Below are 14,451 nucleotides of genomic sequence, written 5' to 3'. Positions count from 1 at the left end.
CTCAGAGAGACTTGGCGACGAGGCCGATGAGGTCGGCGAGGCGGTTGGAGTAGCCCCACTCGTTGTCGTACCAGGAGACGATCTTGACCTGGTCGTCGATGACCTTCGTCAGACCCGAGTCGAAGATCGACGAGTGCGGGTCGGTGACGATGTCCGAGGAGACGATCGGTGCGTCGGTGTACTTCAGGATGCCCTTGAGGGGTCCTTCGGCAGCAGCCTTCATCGCAGCGTTGATCTCGTCGGCGGTGGCCGACTTCTTCAGGTTCGCGGTGAGGTCGGTGACCGAGCCCGTGGGGATCGGCACGCGCAGTGCGTAGCCGTCGAGCTTGCCGAGCAGCTGCGGGAGAACCAGGCCGATTGCCTTGGCTGCACCGGTACCGGTGGGAACGATGTTGAGGGCAGCTGCGCGGGCGCGACGGAGGTCTGCGTGCGGAGCGTCCTGCAGGTTCTGATCCTGGGTGTACGCGTGGATCGTGGTCATCAGACCCTTGACGATGCCGAACTCGTCGTCGAGAACCTTGGCGATGGGGCCGAGGCAGTTGGTGGTGCACGACGCGTTGGAGATGATGTTCTGGCTGCCGTCGTACTTGTCGTCGTTGACGCCCATCACGATGGTGATGTCTTCACCCTTGGCCGGAGCCGAGATGATGACCTTCTTGGCGCCGGCTTCGAGGTGTCCCTTGGCCTTTGCGGCGTCGGTGAAGATGCCGGTGGACTCGACGACGACGTCGACGCCCAGCTCGCCCCAGGGAAGTTCGTTCAACGGGCCACGGTGTGCGAGGGCCTTGATGCGCTGATCGCCGACGACGATCGTGTCGTCACCGTCGAGCGACACGTCGTACGGCAAACGGCCGAGGATGGAGTCGTACTTCAGCAGGTGAGCGAGCGTCGCGTTGTCAGTCAGGTCGTTGACTGCCACGATCTCGATATCGGTGGTTCCGAGCGCCTTCTGCGCATCCACCGCCCTGAAGAAGTTACGTCCGATACGGCCGAAACCGTTTACGCCAACCCGGACAGTCACAATTCGCTCCTTTGACCATGATTCTGGTGTGCAACTTGACCCACGCATACTCCGAATCCGTGTGTGCACGACGCGGACGTGGGGTTCATCGGTCGATGTGACTCATACCCTAATGCGCGTGGCCCGAACGTGCGCAGCCCACCCTGACGGAGGGCAGGTCACCCCTCTTCGAGTAGCTCCACATTCACTGCGGATTCGGTGTCGGGTATGCCCGTTTCCTTGGCCTTGCGATCAGCCATGGACAGCAGGCGACGGATACGTCCGGCAACGGCGTCCTTGGTCATCGGCGGGTCGGCCAACTGGCCGAGTTCTTCGAGGGACGCCTGCCGATGCTCGACGCGCAGTGCACCCGCCGCCGCGAGGTGATCGGGCACGTCCTCACCGAGGATCTCCAACGCACGCTCGACGCGCGCAGCAGCCGCAACGGCAGCGCGAGCAGAGCGTCGCAGGTTTGCGTCGTCGAAATTGGCGAGACGATTGGCGGTGGCGCGGACCTCGCGTCGCATCCGCCTCTCCTCCCACACCAGGCGTGTGTCCTGGGCTCCCATTCGGGTCAGGAGATCGCCGATGGCCTCACCGTCGCGGATCACCACACGATCCGTTCCGCGAACCTCACGTGCCTTCGCCGAGATCCCCAGACGCCGCGCAGCTCCAACCAGAGCAAGTGCAGCTTCCGGGCCGGGGCAGCTCACTTCGAGCGCCGACGAACGGCCGGGTTCGGTCAGGGAACCGTGCGCGAGGAACGCACCGCGCCACGCTGCTTCGGCGTCGCCGACACTTCCGCCGACGACCTGCGCAGGCAAGCCGCGAACCGGGCGCCCGCGAAGATCGAGCAGTCCCGTCTGGCGCGCGAGGGCCTCACCCTCCTTCGCCACACGCACGATGTAACGAGCGGACTTTCGAAGCCCGCCCGCACTGAGTACGTGCACGTCGGCACTGTAGGTGAACAGGTCGAATATCTCCCGGCGCAGACGTCGCGCCGTGGAGCCCAGATCCACCTCTGCTTCGACGACCACCCGGCCGCCGACGATGTGGAGCCCACCGGCAAAGCGCAGCAACGCGGAGACCTCTGCCTTGCGGCAGCTGACCTGAGTCACCACTAACCGGCTCAGTTCGTCCTTGACCTCCGCTGTCATTGCCACGAAGCGTTCTCCCTCTGTTCTTCGGATTGCTGTTCTTGCAGGGAAGACTGTGTCGAATCCCCTACTGCCGCACTGCTCGACAGTTCAGCCAGTACATCGGCCAGTTTTGCCGGATCGTGTACATGCGCTGCGCCCGGTGAGGTGTCCGCGACATCCGCGTACCTGACTTCGGCTGAAAATTGATCCGCCGCACGCTGCAGATGTTCACGTTCACGCCCGGCCGGTACCGACGCCGAGTCGACCACCACGTAGTCGACCCGGAAATCGGGCACGTGTTGGGAGAGTACGTGCAGGTGACGCTCCGCGGAGAATCCGGCGGTCTCCCCCGGCTCGGGTGCGAGATTGAGCACCAGTACCTTTCGAGCCTTCGTCGACGACAGTGATTCGACGAGTTCGGGTACCAGGACGTGTGGGATCACGCTCGAGAACCACGATCCCGGGCCGAGAACCACGAGATCGGCACGATCGATCGCAGTCACGGCATCGGGGCACGCGGGCGGATTGGACGGGAGCAGTCTCACACGCCGAACCTTGCCCGGGGTGGTCGCGACGGCAACCTGTCCACGAATGCAGCGGCTGACGCGGGGGTCCTCTTCGAGTCCCTGAACGTCGGCTTCGATCTCGAGCGCGATCGGCGACATCGGCAGCACACGGCCACGGATTCGCAGCAGTCGCGCCATCTCGTCGAGCGCGACGACCGGATCGCCGAGCACCTCGGTCAGTCCGGCCAGGATGAGATTGCCCACCGAGTGCCCGGCAAGTGCGCCGACACCGCCGAAGCGATGCTGAATGGTCCGAGTCCAGTCGACTATCTCGGGTTCGTCCGACGCGAGAGCTGCCAGCGCCATCCGGAGGTCTCCAGGCGGGATGACGCCGAGTTCGGCGCGCAGCCGGCCCGACGAACCACCGTCGTCGGCGACCGTGACCACGGCGGTGACGTCGAACGTCAAGCGTCTGACGGCCTGGAGCGTGGCGAACAATCCGTGCCCGCCGCCGAGCGCGACGATGGCCGGCCCCTCGGGTGTCTCCCGCGAGCGATGTGTCGGTTCACTCATTCGCGCCCCAGATCCCGGTGCACGATGCTGACCGAGATGTCGTCCTCGGAACCCAAACGCCTCGCGAGAGCTTCGGACATGGCTACGCTTCGGTGCTTACCGCCGGTGCATCCGACCGCAATTGTCATGTAGCGCTTTCCTTCTCGTCGATATCCGGCGATCGTCAAATCCACCAGATGTCGGTAGGTGTCGAGATAGTCTTCCGCGCCCTCGCGCGACAACACGTAGTCGCGAACGTCGGCGTCCTGACCGGTGTGCGGGCGAAGTTCAGGGATCCAGTGGGGATTGGGCAGGAAACGAACGTCACAGACGAGATCGGCGTCCATGGGCAGGCCGTACTTGAATCCGAACGACTGGACCGTCACCTTCATCGTTCGGTTGGCATCGTTTCCGAACGCCGTTTCGATCTTCTGACGCAGCTGATGCGCCTTCAGTGCCGACGTGTCGATGACCAGATCGGCGGCCGCCTTCACCACGGCCAACTGCCGACGCTCGGCTGCGATCCCTTCGGACAACGTGCCGTCGATGCCGTCGTTCTGCAACGGATGACTGCGGCGCACCTGTTCGAACCGTCGGATCAACACGTCGTCCGACGCTTCGAGGTACAGCACCCGAGTGTGGATCGGTTCCGCCTCGAGCTCGGTGAGCACCCACCCGAGATCGCCGGTGAAGAGTCGACTCCGCACGTCGATCACGACGGCCAGACGATCGACCGGCGGATCGGAGGTCAAGCTCAGACCGACCATTCGGGAAATGAGCTCAGGTGGCAAATTGTCCGCGACATACCAGCCGAGGTCTTCGAGCACCTTGGCAGCGGTACTCAAACCTGCTCCGGACAATCCCGTCACCAGCAGGAAATCCATCGTTCGACTGTCTTTGGCGCTGTCGGTAGTCACTGTGCACTCGGCCCCGTCGTCGGCATGGACAATTCTCGCGACTCGGAGCCCTCGTCACCGCTACCGGATTCGGCGCTGGGCGCGTCAGCAGACGTAACAGACGATTCGGATTCCGTGTCCAGCTCATCATCCCCTACCGCGGCTGGCAGCGCTCGAGCTTCAGCGCCCGCGTCGGCTGCAGCCGAATCCGTGCCGAGTGCGGCCAGAACTGCTGTGGCGGTGGTCTCACCGATACCGGGGACCTGCATGATCTCCTCGACCGTTGCCGTTTTCAGCTTCGCCACGGAACCGAAGTGAGCCACCAGAGCGGTTCGACGAGTTTCACCGAGCCCCTTGACCGAATCCAGAGCCGAAGCCGTCATCCGCCTCGAGCGTTTGCTGCGATGGAACGTGATCGCGAAGCGGTGGGCTTCGTCTCGGATGCGCTGCAGTAGGTACAACGACTCGCTCGTCCGAGGGAGGATGACCGGATCTTCTTCCCCCGGTACCCATACCTCTTCGAGTCTTTTGGCCAACCCGACTACCGCGACGTCAGTGACCCCCAGCTCGTCGAGGACCGCCGCTGCCGCCGTGACCTGAGGGGCGCCGCCGTCCACGACGAACAGATTGGGCGGATAGGCGAACCGCCGAGGCCGGCCCGTCGCCGGGTCGATCGCCGCTTCGGGAGCCAGGTCCCCACCGTCCGAGTCCATGGTCGACGCCGACGCCGCGAGGACGCCCAGGTCGCGGTTGTGGCGCAGGAACCGCCGACGCGTGATCTCGGCGATACTCGCGACGTCGTCGGAATGACCGTCGCCGGCGGCTTCCTTGATCGCGTAGTGCCGGTAGTCCGACTTACGCGGGAGCCCGTCCTCGAACACGACCAGTGACGCCACGACGTCGGTTCCCTGGACGTGACTGATGTCGATGCATTCGATTCGTAGCGGAGCCGAGTCCAGGTCCAGTGCTTCCTGGATGCCCTGCAGCGCCGCAGAACGCGAAGTGAAATCGCCGGCACGCTTGAGCTTGTGCTGCGCCAGAGCCTCTTTCGCGTTTCGCTGAACTGTTTCGGCGAGGTCTTTCTTGTCGCCACGTTGCGGAACCCGCAGTTGCACTTGCGATCCCCGAAGCTTGCTCAGCCACGCCTGGATCTCGGTCGCGTTTGCCGGCAGAACCGGCACCAGAACTTCCTTGGGAACTGCGCTGATCCCGGCCTCGGAACCCGCTCCCGGGTCGAGGGCCGCCTGCTCCCCGTAGAACTGGGTGAGGAACTGCTCGACCAGGATCGGCAGGTCGGACTCGGCGTCGAGTGCGGCCCAGTCGATGGCGTCGCCTGCCTTCTCCACGACCCATCCACGCTGACCCCGCACGCGTCCGCCCCGCACGTGGAACACCTGAACGGCGGCTTCGAGATCATCGGTGGCAAAGGCGACGAGATCGGCGTCGGTGCCGTCACCGAGTACGACGGCCTGCTTCTCGAGCGCCTTGCGCAAAGCCCCGATATCGTCACGCAGACGGGCTGCGGTCTCGAAGTCGAGGTCCTCGGAAGCCTGCTGCATGCGCTTTTCGAGATCTTTGACCAACTTGTCCGTGCGGCCGGCGAGGAAGTCGCAGAAATCTTCGACGATCTGACGATGCTCCTCGGCGCTGACTCGCCCGACGCAGGGCGCCGAGCACTTGTCGATGTAGCCGAGCAGACACGGCCGGCCGATCTGGTTGTGTCGTTTGAAGACTCCGGACGAGCACGTTCGTGCGGGAAAGACTCGTAGCAGCAGATCGAGTGTTTCGCGGATGGCCCAGGCATGGGAGTAGGGACCGAAGTACCGGACACCCTTGCGCCGCGGACCGCGGTAGACGAACAAGCGCGGGAACTCTTCGTTGAGCGTCACCGCGAGAACCGGATACGTCTTGTCGTCGCGGTACCGAACGTTGAACCGCGGATCGAATTCCTTGATCCAGTTGTACTCGAGCTGAAGCGCTTCGACTTCGGTACTGACGACGGTCCACTCGACGCTGCCGGCGGTGGTCACCATCTGCCGAGTACGGGGATGCAGTGTCGTGACGTCCGCGAAGTAGGAGTTCAAACGTGAACGGAGGCTTTTCGCCTTTCCGACGTAAATGACCCGACCATGCGGATCGCGAAATTTGTAGACGCCCGGCGCAGCCGGAATGGTTCCGGTAGCGGGGCGGTAAGTCGAGGGATCCGGCACGGTTTCAGGTTAGTCGCCGCCACCGACCGACTCGGAAACGCGCAGGATGCGGGCACCGAACCGGTCGGAAGACGTCAGTTGCTCTTGTGAGCGACCGGTGCGTAGCGGTCGGCCAGTTCGCGGAACTTACCGACCGTGTCGACGGCGTACTCGCGGTCGTTGGACTGGATCGCCATCACTGCCATGTACTCGTCGTCGGGCAATTCGATGCGTGCCCAGGCGGCACCGTCGGGGAACGAGAGTCCCTCGAACAGATCCCAGTCGACGATCTTCTCGCCCAGGATGTTTCGTACGGCAATACCCTGCTTGCCCACCTTGACCCGGGGCCGCGTCAACATCAGCACACCGAGAGCCAGAATGGTGCCGATGCCTGCCATCGCGATCTGGTCCGCGGCACGGAAGTACACGCCGGTGGACCCCTGGCGAAGCAGGAGTGCCAGTGTGACGTGAACGATCACCAGGAGGACGGCAACTCCGATCGCGTATCGCGTCGACTTACGCGGTGACGCAATCAGTTCCCAGTTCTCGTTGTCGCCGGGTGTACTCATCGAAACGAATCCTCGGTCCATGGTGCTCGGAGATGGCGCAGGGTCACTGCGGTGTCCAGTGCGGCGGCGCAGGCCTGTGCGCCCTTGTCCTCGACGCTACCCGGCAGACCCGAACGGTCAAGAGCCTGCTGCTCGGTGTCGGTGGTCAGGACACCGTTCCCCACGGGGGTGCTTTCGTCGAGCGAGACGCGTGTGAGGCCCGCGGTGACCGCGTCGCACACGTACTCGAAGTGCGGCGTGCCGCCGCGGATGACAACACCGAGAGCGACGACGGCGTCGTGCGTGCGCGCCAATGCCTGCGCAACGACCGGCAGTTCGATCGCGCCGGCGACACGGACCAGTGTCACGTCCTTGATCTGTGCCTCCTGCGCGACGCGCTGCGCGCCGGCGATCAGAGCCTCGGAGATCGTCGCGTGCCACTGCCCGGCAACGATCGCCAGCTTCAGATCCTTGGCCTCGGCGATCGCGAGCTGCGGCTGACCTTCCCCGCTCACAATGCGGTTCCCGGCTGTGCGGTGTTCTGGTTCGCCTCGTACTCGTCCAGTCCGATCAGATCGTGCCCCATCCGATCGCGCTTGGTGCGCAGGTAGGTGAGGTTCTCCGCATTCGCGCGCAACGGCATCGGAACACGATCGGTGATCTGCAGGCCGTAGCCGTCCAGACCCACACGCTTGGCCGGGTTGTTGGTCAGCAGACGCATCGACGAGATCCCCAGATCGACGAGGATCTGGGCACCGATGCCGTAGTCACGGGCGTCCGCCGGTAGGCCGAGTTCGAGATTGGCGTCGACGGTGTCGGAACCGGCGTCCTGGAGCTGGTAGGCCTGCAGCTTGTGCATGAGACCGATGCCACGACCCTCGTGCCCGCGCATGTACAGAACAACGCCGCGGCCCTCCTGGGCGACCATGTCCAGTGCGGCGTCGAGCTGCGGGCCGCAATCGCACCGCAGCGAACCGAAGACGTCGCCGGTGAGGCACTCGGAGTGAACGCGGACGAGTACGTCGCTACCGTCGCCGTCGGGGCCTGCGATGTCGCCGCGCACCAGCGCAACGTGCTCGACCTCGTCGTAGATGCTCGTGTAGCCGACAGCGGTGAACTCACCGTGGCGGGTGGGGATGCGGGCCTCGGCGATACGCAGCACGTGCTTCTCGTGCTTGCGACGCCACGCGATGAGGTCGGCGATCGAGATCAGAGCAAGGTTGTGTTCGTCGGCGAAGACTCGCAACTCGTCGGTCTGAGCCATCGCGCCTTCGTCCTTCTGGCTGACGATTTCGCAGATGACGCCGGCAGGACGCAGGTCCGCCATGCGGGCGAGGTCGACTGCAGCTTCCGTGTGGCCAGGACGACGCAGTACTCCGCCTTCCTTCGCGCGGAGCGGAACGACGTGACCGGGGCGAGTGAAATCGTTGGCACCGGATTCGGGGTTGGCGAGCAGACGCATCGTCGCAGCGCGGTCCGACGCCGAGATGCCGGTACCGATTCCCTCACGGGCGTCGACGGTGACGGTGTACGCCGTGCCGTGCTTGTCCTGGTTGGTGGCGTACATCGGGGGCAGGCCCAGCCGATCGCAATCGTCACCGTCGAGCGGCACGCACAGGTAGCCGGATGTGTACCGGACCATGAACGCCACCAGTTCCGGGGTGGCTTTCTCGGCGGCGAAGATGAGGTCGCCCTCGTTCTCGCGATCCTCGTCGTCCACGACGACAACAGCTTTACCTGCAGCGATATCTGCTACTGCGCGCTCGATACTGTCGAACCTGGTCACGTGCTCGCACTCCAAAGTCTTGACTTTTCACATCATCGAATACAACAAGTGCATCCGACGGATGCACTGACAACCCTACGACCAATCGGACGGGTCCGATCAGCCTGGTCCTACCGACCGGCAGAGTGAAGCCGCTCGACGTACTTCGCGATCACGTCCACCTCGAGGTTGACCGGCGTACCGACCACAGCGGTTCCGAGCGTCGTCAACTCGAGCGTTGTCGGGATCAGCGAGATCTCGAAGTACTCGAACCCGCGGTCTCCGCCCAGCGCGGAGACCGTCAGCGAGACTCCGTCGACGGTGATCGAACCCTTCTCCACGACGTAACGGGAAATGGAGTCGGGCAGTGCGATCCGCACTACCTCCCAGTTCTCGGACGGCGAGCGGGAAATGACGTGGCCTGTTCCATCGACATGCCCTTGAACCAGGTGGCCGCCGAGTCGGCTGTTCAGCGCCGCGGCACGCTCGAGGTTGACGCGAGAGCCGACATCCAATTTCGCCAGGCTCGAGCGGTTCAGGGTTTCCTGCATGACATCTGCGGTGAACGAACCGTCGGCAAGCACGTCGACCACCGTCAGGCACACTCCGTTGACCGCGATTGAATCACCGTGGCCGGCGTCGGAGGTGACCAGTGGCCCGCGCACCGTGAAACGTGCAGCATCGACCAGTTCTTCCTTGGCGACAATTTCGCCGAGTTCTTCCACAATTCCTGTGAACACGCGCCCTACTCCTCGTTCCCCGGAGCAGAACTCTCCGGAACCAGACTCAACAAAATATCGGGGCCGATCGTTACCGCGGACTCCAAACGGAATCGGTGGGCGTCGGTGATGGTGTGCACTCCGGCATCGACGAGCGCGGAGGCGCCCGCGCCGAGCAGGATCGGAGCGATGTATGCCTCTATGACGTCGACATATCCGGCGGCAAGGAATGCTCCGGCCAGACGGGGCCCACCCTCGAGAAGTACGTCCGTGTACTCCCCCAACGCCTCGACTACTTCGTCGATGTTGTCGGTGTTGAGCACCAGAGTCGGTGCGGTGTCGTCGAGAATGCTTGCCGTCGAGGGTATTTCACGCTTTCCGACGACGACGCGTACGGGCTGGTGCGCCGCGAGCTCACCGGTGGGCTGACGTGCGGTCAGCCACGGATCGTCGGCGAACACGGTGCCGGTACCGACCACGATCGCATCGATCTGCGCTCGCTGCGCATGCACGCGCGCCCTCGCCTGCGGACCGGTGATCCACTGACTCGTTCCGTCCTCAGCGGCGCTGCGTCCGTCCAGACTGGCCGCGTACTTCCACGTGATGTGCGGGCGACCGGTGCGCTGTTTGTGCAGCCAGGCCCGCAGTGGACCAGCTTCCACCTCGGGTGCTCGCAGTCCGGCCGTGACGCTGATTCCAGCGCGCATGAGGGTCGCTGCGCCGCCGGAAGCCTCCGGATTGGGATCACCGACGGCGTAGACAACCGCCGAGACTCCGGCGTCGATCAATGCCTGCGAGCAAGGGCCGGTTCGTCCCTGGTGATTGCACGGTTCCAGTGTCACCACTGCCGTACCGCCACGTGCCGCATCGCCGGCCTCGTCGAGAGCCACGACCTCCGCGTGCGGTCCACCGGGCGGTTGCGTCATACCGACGCCCGCGATGGTTCCGTCGGCAGCGAGGATGACCGCGCCGACCGGTGGGTTGGGGCTGGTGAATCCGCGCGCGGAATCAGCTGCGGCCAGCGCGATCTGCATCGCGGCGTCGAGATCAGCCGTCGACGCCTGTCCACCCTTTGCCATCGAGCGGCTCAGACCGACAGCGTCAGGTGCGGCGACGCCGAGGCGGCCTGCGCGCGCAGCTTGCGCACCGCCTCACCGGGATCACTCGCTCCGTACACCGCCGAACCGGCGACGAAGCAGTCGATCCCTGCTTCAGCGGCCTGCTCGATCGTGGAAGCGTTGATGCCGCCGTCGATTTCGACAAGGAGCGTCAGCTCACCCGAGTCGACGAGCTTTCGAACTGCGCGTGCCTTGTCGAGCACCTGAGGCATGAAGGACTGACCACCGAATCCAGGTTCGACGCTCATGATCAAGAGGGTGTCGAAGTCCTCGAGGATTTCCAGGTAGTCGTCGATCGGGGTTCCAGGCTTGATGCTCAGCCCCGCCTTGGCACCAGCTGCACGAATATCGCGGGCAACCGAACGCGGATCGTCGGTGGCCTCGGCGTGAAACGTGACGTTGTACGCACCGGCCTCGGCGTACGGCGGCGCCCAGCGCTCCGGATTCTCGATCATGAGATGGCAGTCGAGCGGAATATCCGTCGCCTTCAGCAGACTCTCGACCACCGGCAGACCCAGCGTGAGATTGGGAACGAAATGCGCGTCCATCACGTCGACGTGAAGCCAGTCGGAGCCGGAAACGGCAGTCGCTTCATCAGCGAGTCGAGCAAAATCTGCGGACAGAATGGACGGTGCAATCATCGGGGAAGCCACGACGCCGAGTTTAGCTGTGTCTCATTGCCGACCGTGCATGCACATCGGAGCCGGTGCAATCAGATCAGTTCTTGACGACGGTGTGGAGCTTTCGCACCTTGGCCGGTGCCTTGATCCGCCACGCGTCTTCGAGCATCTCACCCAACTGCACCTCGTCGATCAGTTCGAGGTGCACGAGGATCGAGCCGTGCCCGTGATAGTGATCGGTGGTGAAGAAAGCCGCCTCGCCACTGGCGAGTAGCGCCTCCTTCTCGTCCAGACCGCACATCACGACCAAAGCACCCTCCGCTTCGGTGCGGAGCCGCGCAAAAGTTTTACCTGCCACCTTGAGTGCCGGGGTGTTGTACGAGGTCGACTCTTCCACGGAGGGAAGAGCCGAACCCAGTACTACAACCTGTTCCCACGTAACCATGTAGGCACCATACGACTACCGATGCCCAGAAGTCATCCGATCAGGCCAGCGGCTTGCGCAAAGCGGCCATGAACATAGCGTCCGTGCCGTGTCGATGCGGCCACAACTGAACCGACGATCCGTCTCCGACGTCCGGGACACCTGGCACCAATTCCTTGGTGTCGAGTTCCACGACGCCATGACGCCGCACCGCATCGGCGACCACAGCCAGCGTTTCCGACAAGTGCGGCGAGCACGTGGAGTACAGCACCACTCCGCCGGGGCGAACCAGTTCGATTGCGGCAGCAAGCAATTCACGCTGCAACTTCACGAGCGGGGCCACATCGGACGGCTGCCGACGCCAACGTGCCTCCGGGCGCCGACGCAGCGCACCCAACCCGGTGCAGGGAGCGTCGACGAGGATGCGGTCGTATCCGGGTTCGAGCCCGGATTCGCGGCCGTCCGCCACGTGTACGTCCACGGGAAGCTCGCGAGTGGTCTTGCGGATCAATTCGGCGCGATGTTCGACGGGCTCGACGGCGTCGAGTCGCCCGCCTTCGATACCGGCGAGAGCGCCGAGAAGCGCTGCCTTACCGCCCGGACCTGCGCAGAGATCGAGCCAGCGTCCGGAGTCTTCACCTTCGAGAGGAGCAATGCTGAGGGCGCGGGCCACCAGCTGACTGCCCTCGTCCTGCACGCCCGCCAAGCCTTGGCGGACCGCCTCGAGCTGTCCGGGGTCACCGCCGTCGAGATGCACGGCGTACGGCGAGTACGGCCCGATCTCGCCGCCGGTCACCAGTGCAAGCTCCTCGGCGGAGATCTCGCCGGGGCGGGCGACGAGGTGTACTGCAGGGCGGGCGTCGTCGGCGATCAGGACGTCTTCGAGTTCACCGGCAGCAGCGCCGAGCGAGTCGGCAAATACCTGCGCGATCCACAGGGGGTGAGCGTGCTCGAAGGCGAGCCGGCCGACCGGGTCTTTCGGGGCCAGCAGCTCGACCCACTCCTCCTGGGTGCGTTCGGAAACACGGCGCAGGACCGCATTGACGAATCCTGCTCGGCCCTGGCCGTTTTCGGCGCGAACCAGATCGACCGAGGTTGCGACGGCAGCGTGCGGTGCGACACGAGTGCGCAGCAATTGGTACGAGCCGAGTCGGAGAACATCGAGCAGAGTTCCGTCGATCTCTTCGATCGGCCGACCCGCTGCATGGGCGATCACCGCATCCAGCAGTCCCTGAGCACGTGCCGCACCGTACGCCAGTTCGGTTGCCAGCGCCGCATCGCGTGCGTCGAGTTTGCGGTCACGCAGGAGCCCTGGCAGAACCAGGTTCGCGTACGCGTCACGCTCACGGACCGCGCGCAGGACGTCACGCGCCGCCAGACGCGGTTGATCGAGCCCGGCGGTTGCCGGATCAGGCCGCTTGGCCTGCTTCGGCTTGGTGTTCTTGCCGCCGCCGCCGTTCTTGGCTCCGGGACCCTGTGTCCGCCGTGCCGGCCGTCGTGATTCGGTCACTGTGCTCGTACCTCCGCGTCGAGTCGGGCACCGCGTGCCCAGTCCCCTGCCGACATCAATTTCTTGCCCGGGGGCTGAATCTGCCCGAGTCGCACCGCGGTGGTCGCGGTACCGATGTACAGACCATCCTTGCGTACCGAGATCTCACCGACTGCCAGGGTCTCGTCCGTGACGGTGATCGGGCCGACCTTGACTCGAAGATCACCGATCATCGTCCATGCCCCGGGTGCGGGTGTGACGGCTCGGATATGCCGGTCCACTGTGCGAGCGGGCAGTTCCCACCGCACGCGGGCCGCGTCCACCGTCACCTTGGGGGCATACGAGACGCCGTCGGCAGACTGCGGAACCGCGTTGATCTCGCCGGCCTCGAGTCCGTCGAGTACCGATTCGAGGAGGGCAGCGCCGTTTTCCGCGAGACGTCCGAGCAGGTCGCCCGCCGTATCGGTGTCGCGAATCCGCTCGGTCATCACTCCGTACACGGGGCCGGTATCCATCCCGGCTTCCAAACGGAACGCGCTCGCACCCGTCACCTCGTCACCGGCACTGATCGCGGCCTGCACCGGCGCGGCGCCGCGCCACGCGGGAAGCAACGAGAAATGCAGATTGACCCAACCGTATTTCGGAATGTCGAGGACGTTCTGTGGCAACAGGTTTCCGTAGGCGACGACGGGTGCACAGTCCGGTTCGAGGCGGGCGAGTTCGGCCGCGAAGTCGGGATCGGACGCCTTGGCCGGCGTCAGCACCGGGATGCCGTGCTCGTCGGCAAGCAGACCGATCGGCGATCGGGTGACTTTTCGACCGCGGCCCGCCACAGCGTCCGGACGCGTGACGACGGCTACCACTTCGTGGTTGGCGGATTCGATGAGCCGACGCAGTGAAGGAACCGCGGGTTCGGGTGTTCCGGCGAACACGACGCGCATGTCAGCTCTCCCGTTTCGTTGGGCTCTTCGGACTCTGATCAGCCGATCGGCCTGTCGAACGCGGTGGACTGCAACTCACGAAAATGCTCCCGGATGTGTCGGTGGGTGGAACTGTCAGTCTAAGGACTGCGAGAGCTACGACCTACCTCGCGCCGCACCGAACCACTTTCTCAGCAATTTCTTTGATCAGAACCCTGCACATTCACCGGTCCTCGGTATTGACTGTTTCTGTCGTCGCCACTCGGCGGAGGCTGATACGGGATACACCGATCACACGGAGGAACTTAGATGGCAGGCATCGACAGTAAGTTCGACAAGGCCTACGCAGGAAAGTCCGTCGAAGAATTGGCGGACGCCCCGGTCGCGGCACTCAACGGCGTAAGCGATTCGGACGCAGAACATTTGAAGGCAGCGTTCAACATCAAGACCGTCCGCGACCTCGGAACGAACAAGTTCTTCCTGTGGGCGCAGGCCACTGCCAAGCTCGCCGAGTAAACATCCCGACCCACGTGATCTCGGTGCTCACGAGTTAGCAGCTCACGAAG

General features: G+C 64.3%; 15 protein-coding genes. 1 reads left to right on the top strand and 14 read right to left on the bottom strand.

Annotation, left to right across the window (positions count from 1 at the left end; translation table 11 throughout):
- Position 1: 1 nt before the first annotated feature.
- From gap to fmt, 14 genes are all read right to left on the bottom strand, one after another.
- The gene (gene gap / locus KTR60_RS14385) at positions 2–1,021 is read right to left on the bottom strand and encodes a type I glyceraldehyde-3-phosphate dehydrogenase (protein WP_003944851.1); all 1,020 of its coding nucleotides are present in this window, start codon (positions 1,019–1,021) and stop codon (positions 2–4) included.
- Positions 1,022–1,179: 158 nt separating this feature from the next.
- The gene (whiA, locus tag KTR60_RS14380; RefSeq protein WP_021344225.1) at positions 1,180–2,157 is read right to left on the bottom strand and encodes a DNA-binding protein WhiA; all 978 of its coding nucleotides are present in this window, start codon (positions 2,155–2,157) and stop codon (positions 1,180–1,182) included.
- Entirely contained in the window at positions 2,154–3,218 is a 1,065-nt protein-coding gene (locus KTR60_RS14375) for a gluconeogenesis factor YvcK family protein (RefSeq protein ID WP_042445666.1), read from the bottom strand. Before KTR60_RS14375 ends, whiA begins: the two co-directional genes overlap by 4 nt.
- Entirely contained in the window at positions 3,215–4,114 is a 900-nt protein-coding gene (gene rapZ, locus KTR60_RS14370) for an RNase adapter RapZ (RefSeq protein ID WP_003944872.1), read from the bottom strand. Before rapZ ends, KTR60_RS14375 begins: the two co-directional genes overlap by 4 nt.
- A complete protein-coding gene (gene uvrC, locus KTR60_RS14365) occupies positions 4,111–6,303 on the bottom strand; it encodes an excinuclease ABC subunit UvrC (RefSeq protein WP_003944805.1) in 2,193 nt (730 codons plus the stop codon). Before uvrC ends, rapZ begins: the two co-directional genes overlap by 4 nt.
- Positions 6,304–6,377: 74 nt before the next feature.
- Positions 6,378–6,851 carry a PH domain-containing protein gene (locus KTR60_RS14360; RefSeq protein WP_003944987.1) on the bottom strand — a complete coding sequence of 158 codons (474 nt, stop codon included), beginning with the start codon at positions 6,849–6,851 and terminating at the stop codon, positions 6,378–6,380.
- Entirely contained in the window at positions 6,848–7,345 is a 498-nt protein-coding gene (gene ribH, locus KTR60_RS14355) for a 6,7-dimethyl-8-ribityllumazine synthase (protein ID WP_003944999.1), read from the bottom strand. The genes KTR60_RS14360 and ribH overlap by 4 nt, the downstream gene beginning before the upstream one ends.
- Positions 7,342–8,616 carry a bifunctional 3,4-dihydroxy-2-butanone-4-phosphate synthase/GTP cyclohydrolase II gene (locus tag KTR60_RS14350; RefSeq protein ID WP_003944833.1) on the bottom strand — a complete coding sequence of 425 codons (1,275 nt, stop codon included), beginning with the start codon at positions 8,614–8,616 and terminating at the stop codon, positions 7,342–7,344. Before KTR60_RS14350 ends, ribH begins: the two co-directional genes overlap by 4 nt.
- A gap of 110 nt (positions 8,617–8,726) precedes the next feature.
- Complete coding sequence (locus tag KTR60_RS14345; protein WP_003944892.1) at positions 8,727–9,335, bottom strand: riboflavin synthase; 609 nt, start codon at positions 9,333–9,335, stop codon at positions 8,727–8,729.
- A 5-nt stretch (positions 9,336–9,340) separates the two neighbouring features.
- Positions 9,341–10,393, bottom strand: coding sequence for a bifunctional diaminohydroxyphosphoribosylaminopyrimidine deaminase/5-amino-6-(5-phosphoribosylamino)uracil reductase RibD (gene ribD, locus KTR60_RS14340; protein WP_030536416.1), 1,053 nt, complete (start codon positions 10,391–10,393; stop codon positions 9,341–9,343).
- A gap of 8 nt (positions 10,394–10,401) precedes the next feature.
- On the bottom strand, positions 10,402–11,085 hold the full coding sequence (rpe, locus tag KTR60_RS14335; protein WP_030536417.1) for a ribulose-phosphate 3-epimerase: 684 nt from the start codon (positions 11,083–11,085) through the stop codon (positions 10,402–10,404).
- A 64-nt stretch (positions 11,086–11,149) separates the two neighbouring features.
- Positions 11,150–11,497, bottom strand: coding sequence for an MmcQ/YjbR family DNA-binding protein (locus KTR60_RS14330; protein WP_003944924.1), 348 nt, complete (start codon positions 11,495–11,497; stop codon positions 11,150–11,152).
- Between the two features lie 40 nt (positions 11,498–11,537).
- Entirely contained in the window at positions 11,538–12,986 is a 1,449-nt protein-coding gene (locus KTR60_RS14325; RefSeq protein ID WP_228402247.1) for an RsmB/NOP family class I SAM-dependent RNA methyltransferase, read from the bottom strand.
- Positions 12,983–13,906 (bottom strand): methionyl-tRNA formyltransferase, encoded by a 924-nt coding sequence (gene fmt / locus KTR60_RS14320; protein WP_007727991.1) that lies wholly within the window; start codon positions 13,904–13,906, stop codon positions 12,983–12,985. Before fmt ends, KTR60_RS14325 begins: the two co-directional genes overlap by 4 nt.
- A 288-nt stretch (positions 13,907–14,194) precedes the next feature.
- Between fmt and KTR60_RS14315 the strand changes: the two genes are divergently transcribed.
- Complete coding sequence (locus KTR60_RS14315) at positions 14,195–14,401, top strand: hypothetical protein (protein WP_003944900.1); 207 nt, start codon at positions 14,195–14,197, stop codon at positions 14,399–14,401.
- Positions 14,402–14,451: the final 50 nt, after the last annotated feature.

It is taken from the genome of Rhodococcus sp. C1 (assembly GCF_020809065.1).
In the GTDB taxonomy this organism is placed as follows: Bacteria; Actinomycetota; Actinomycetes; order Mycobacteriales; family Mycobacteriaceae; genus Rhodococcus_F; species Rhodococcus_F qingshengii.
The sequence above is the reverse complement of the archived record's forward strand: the minus strand, read 5'-3'. Positions and strand labels throughout refer to the sequence as shown.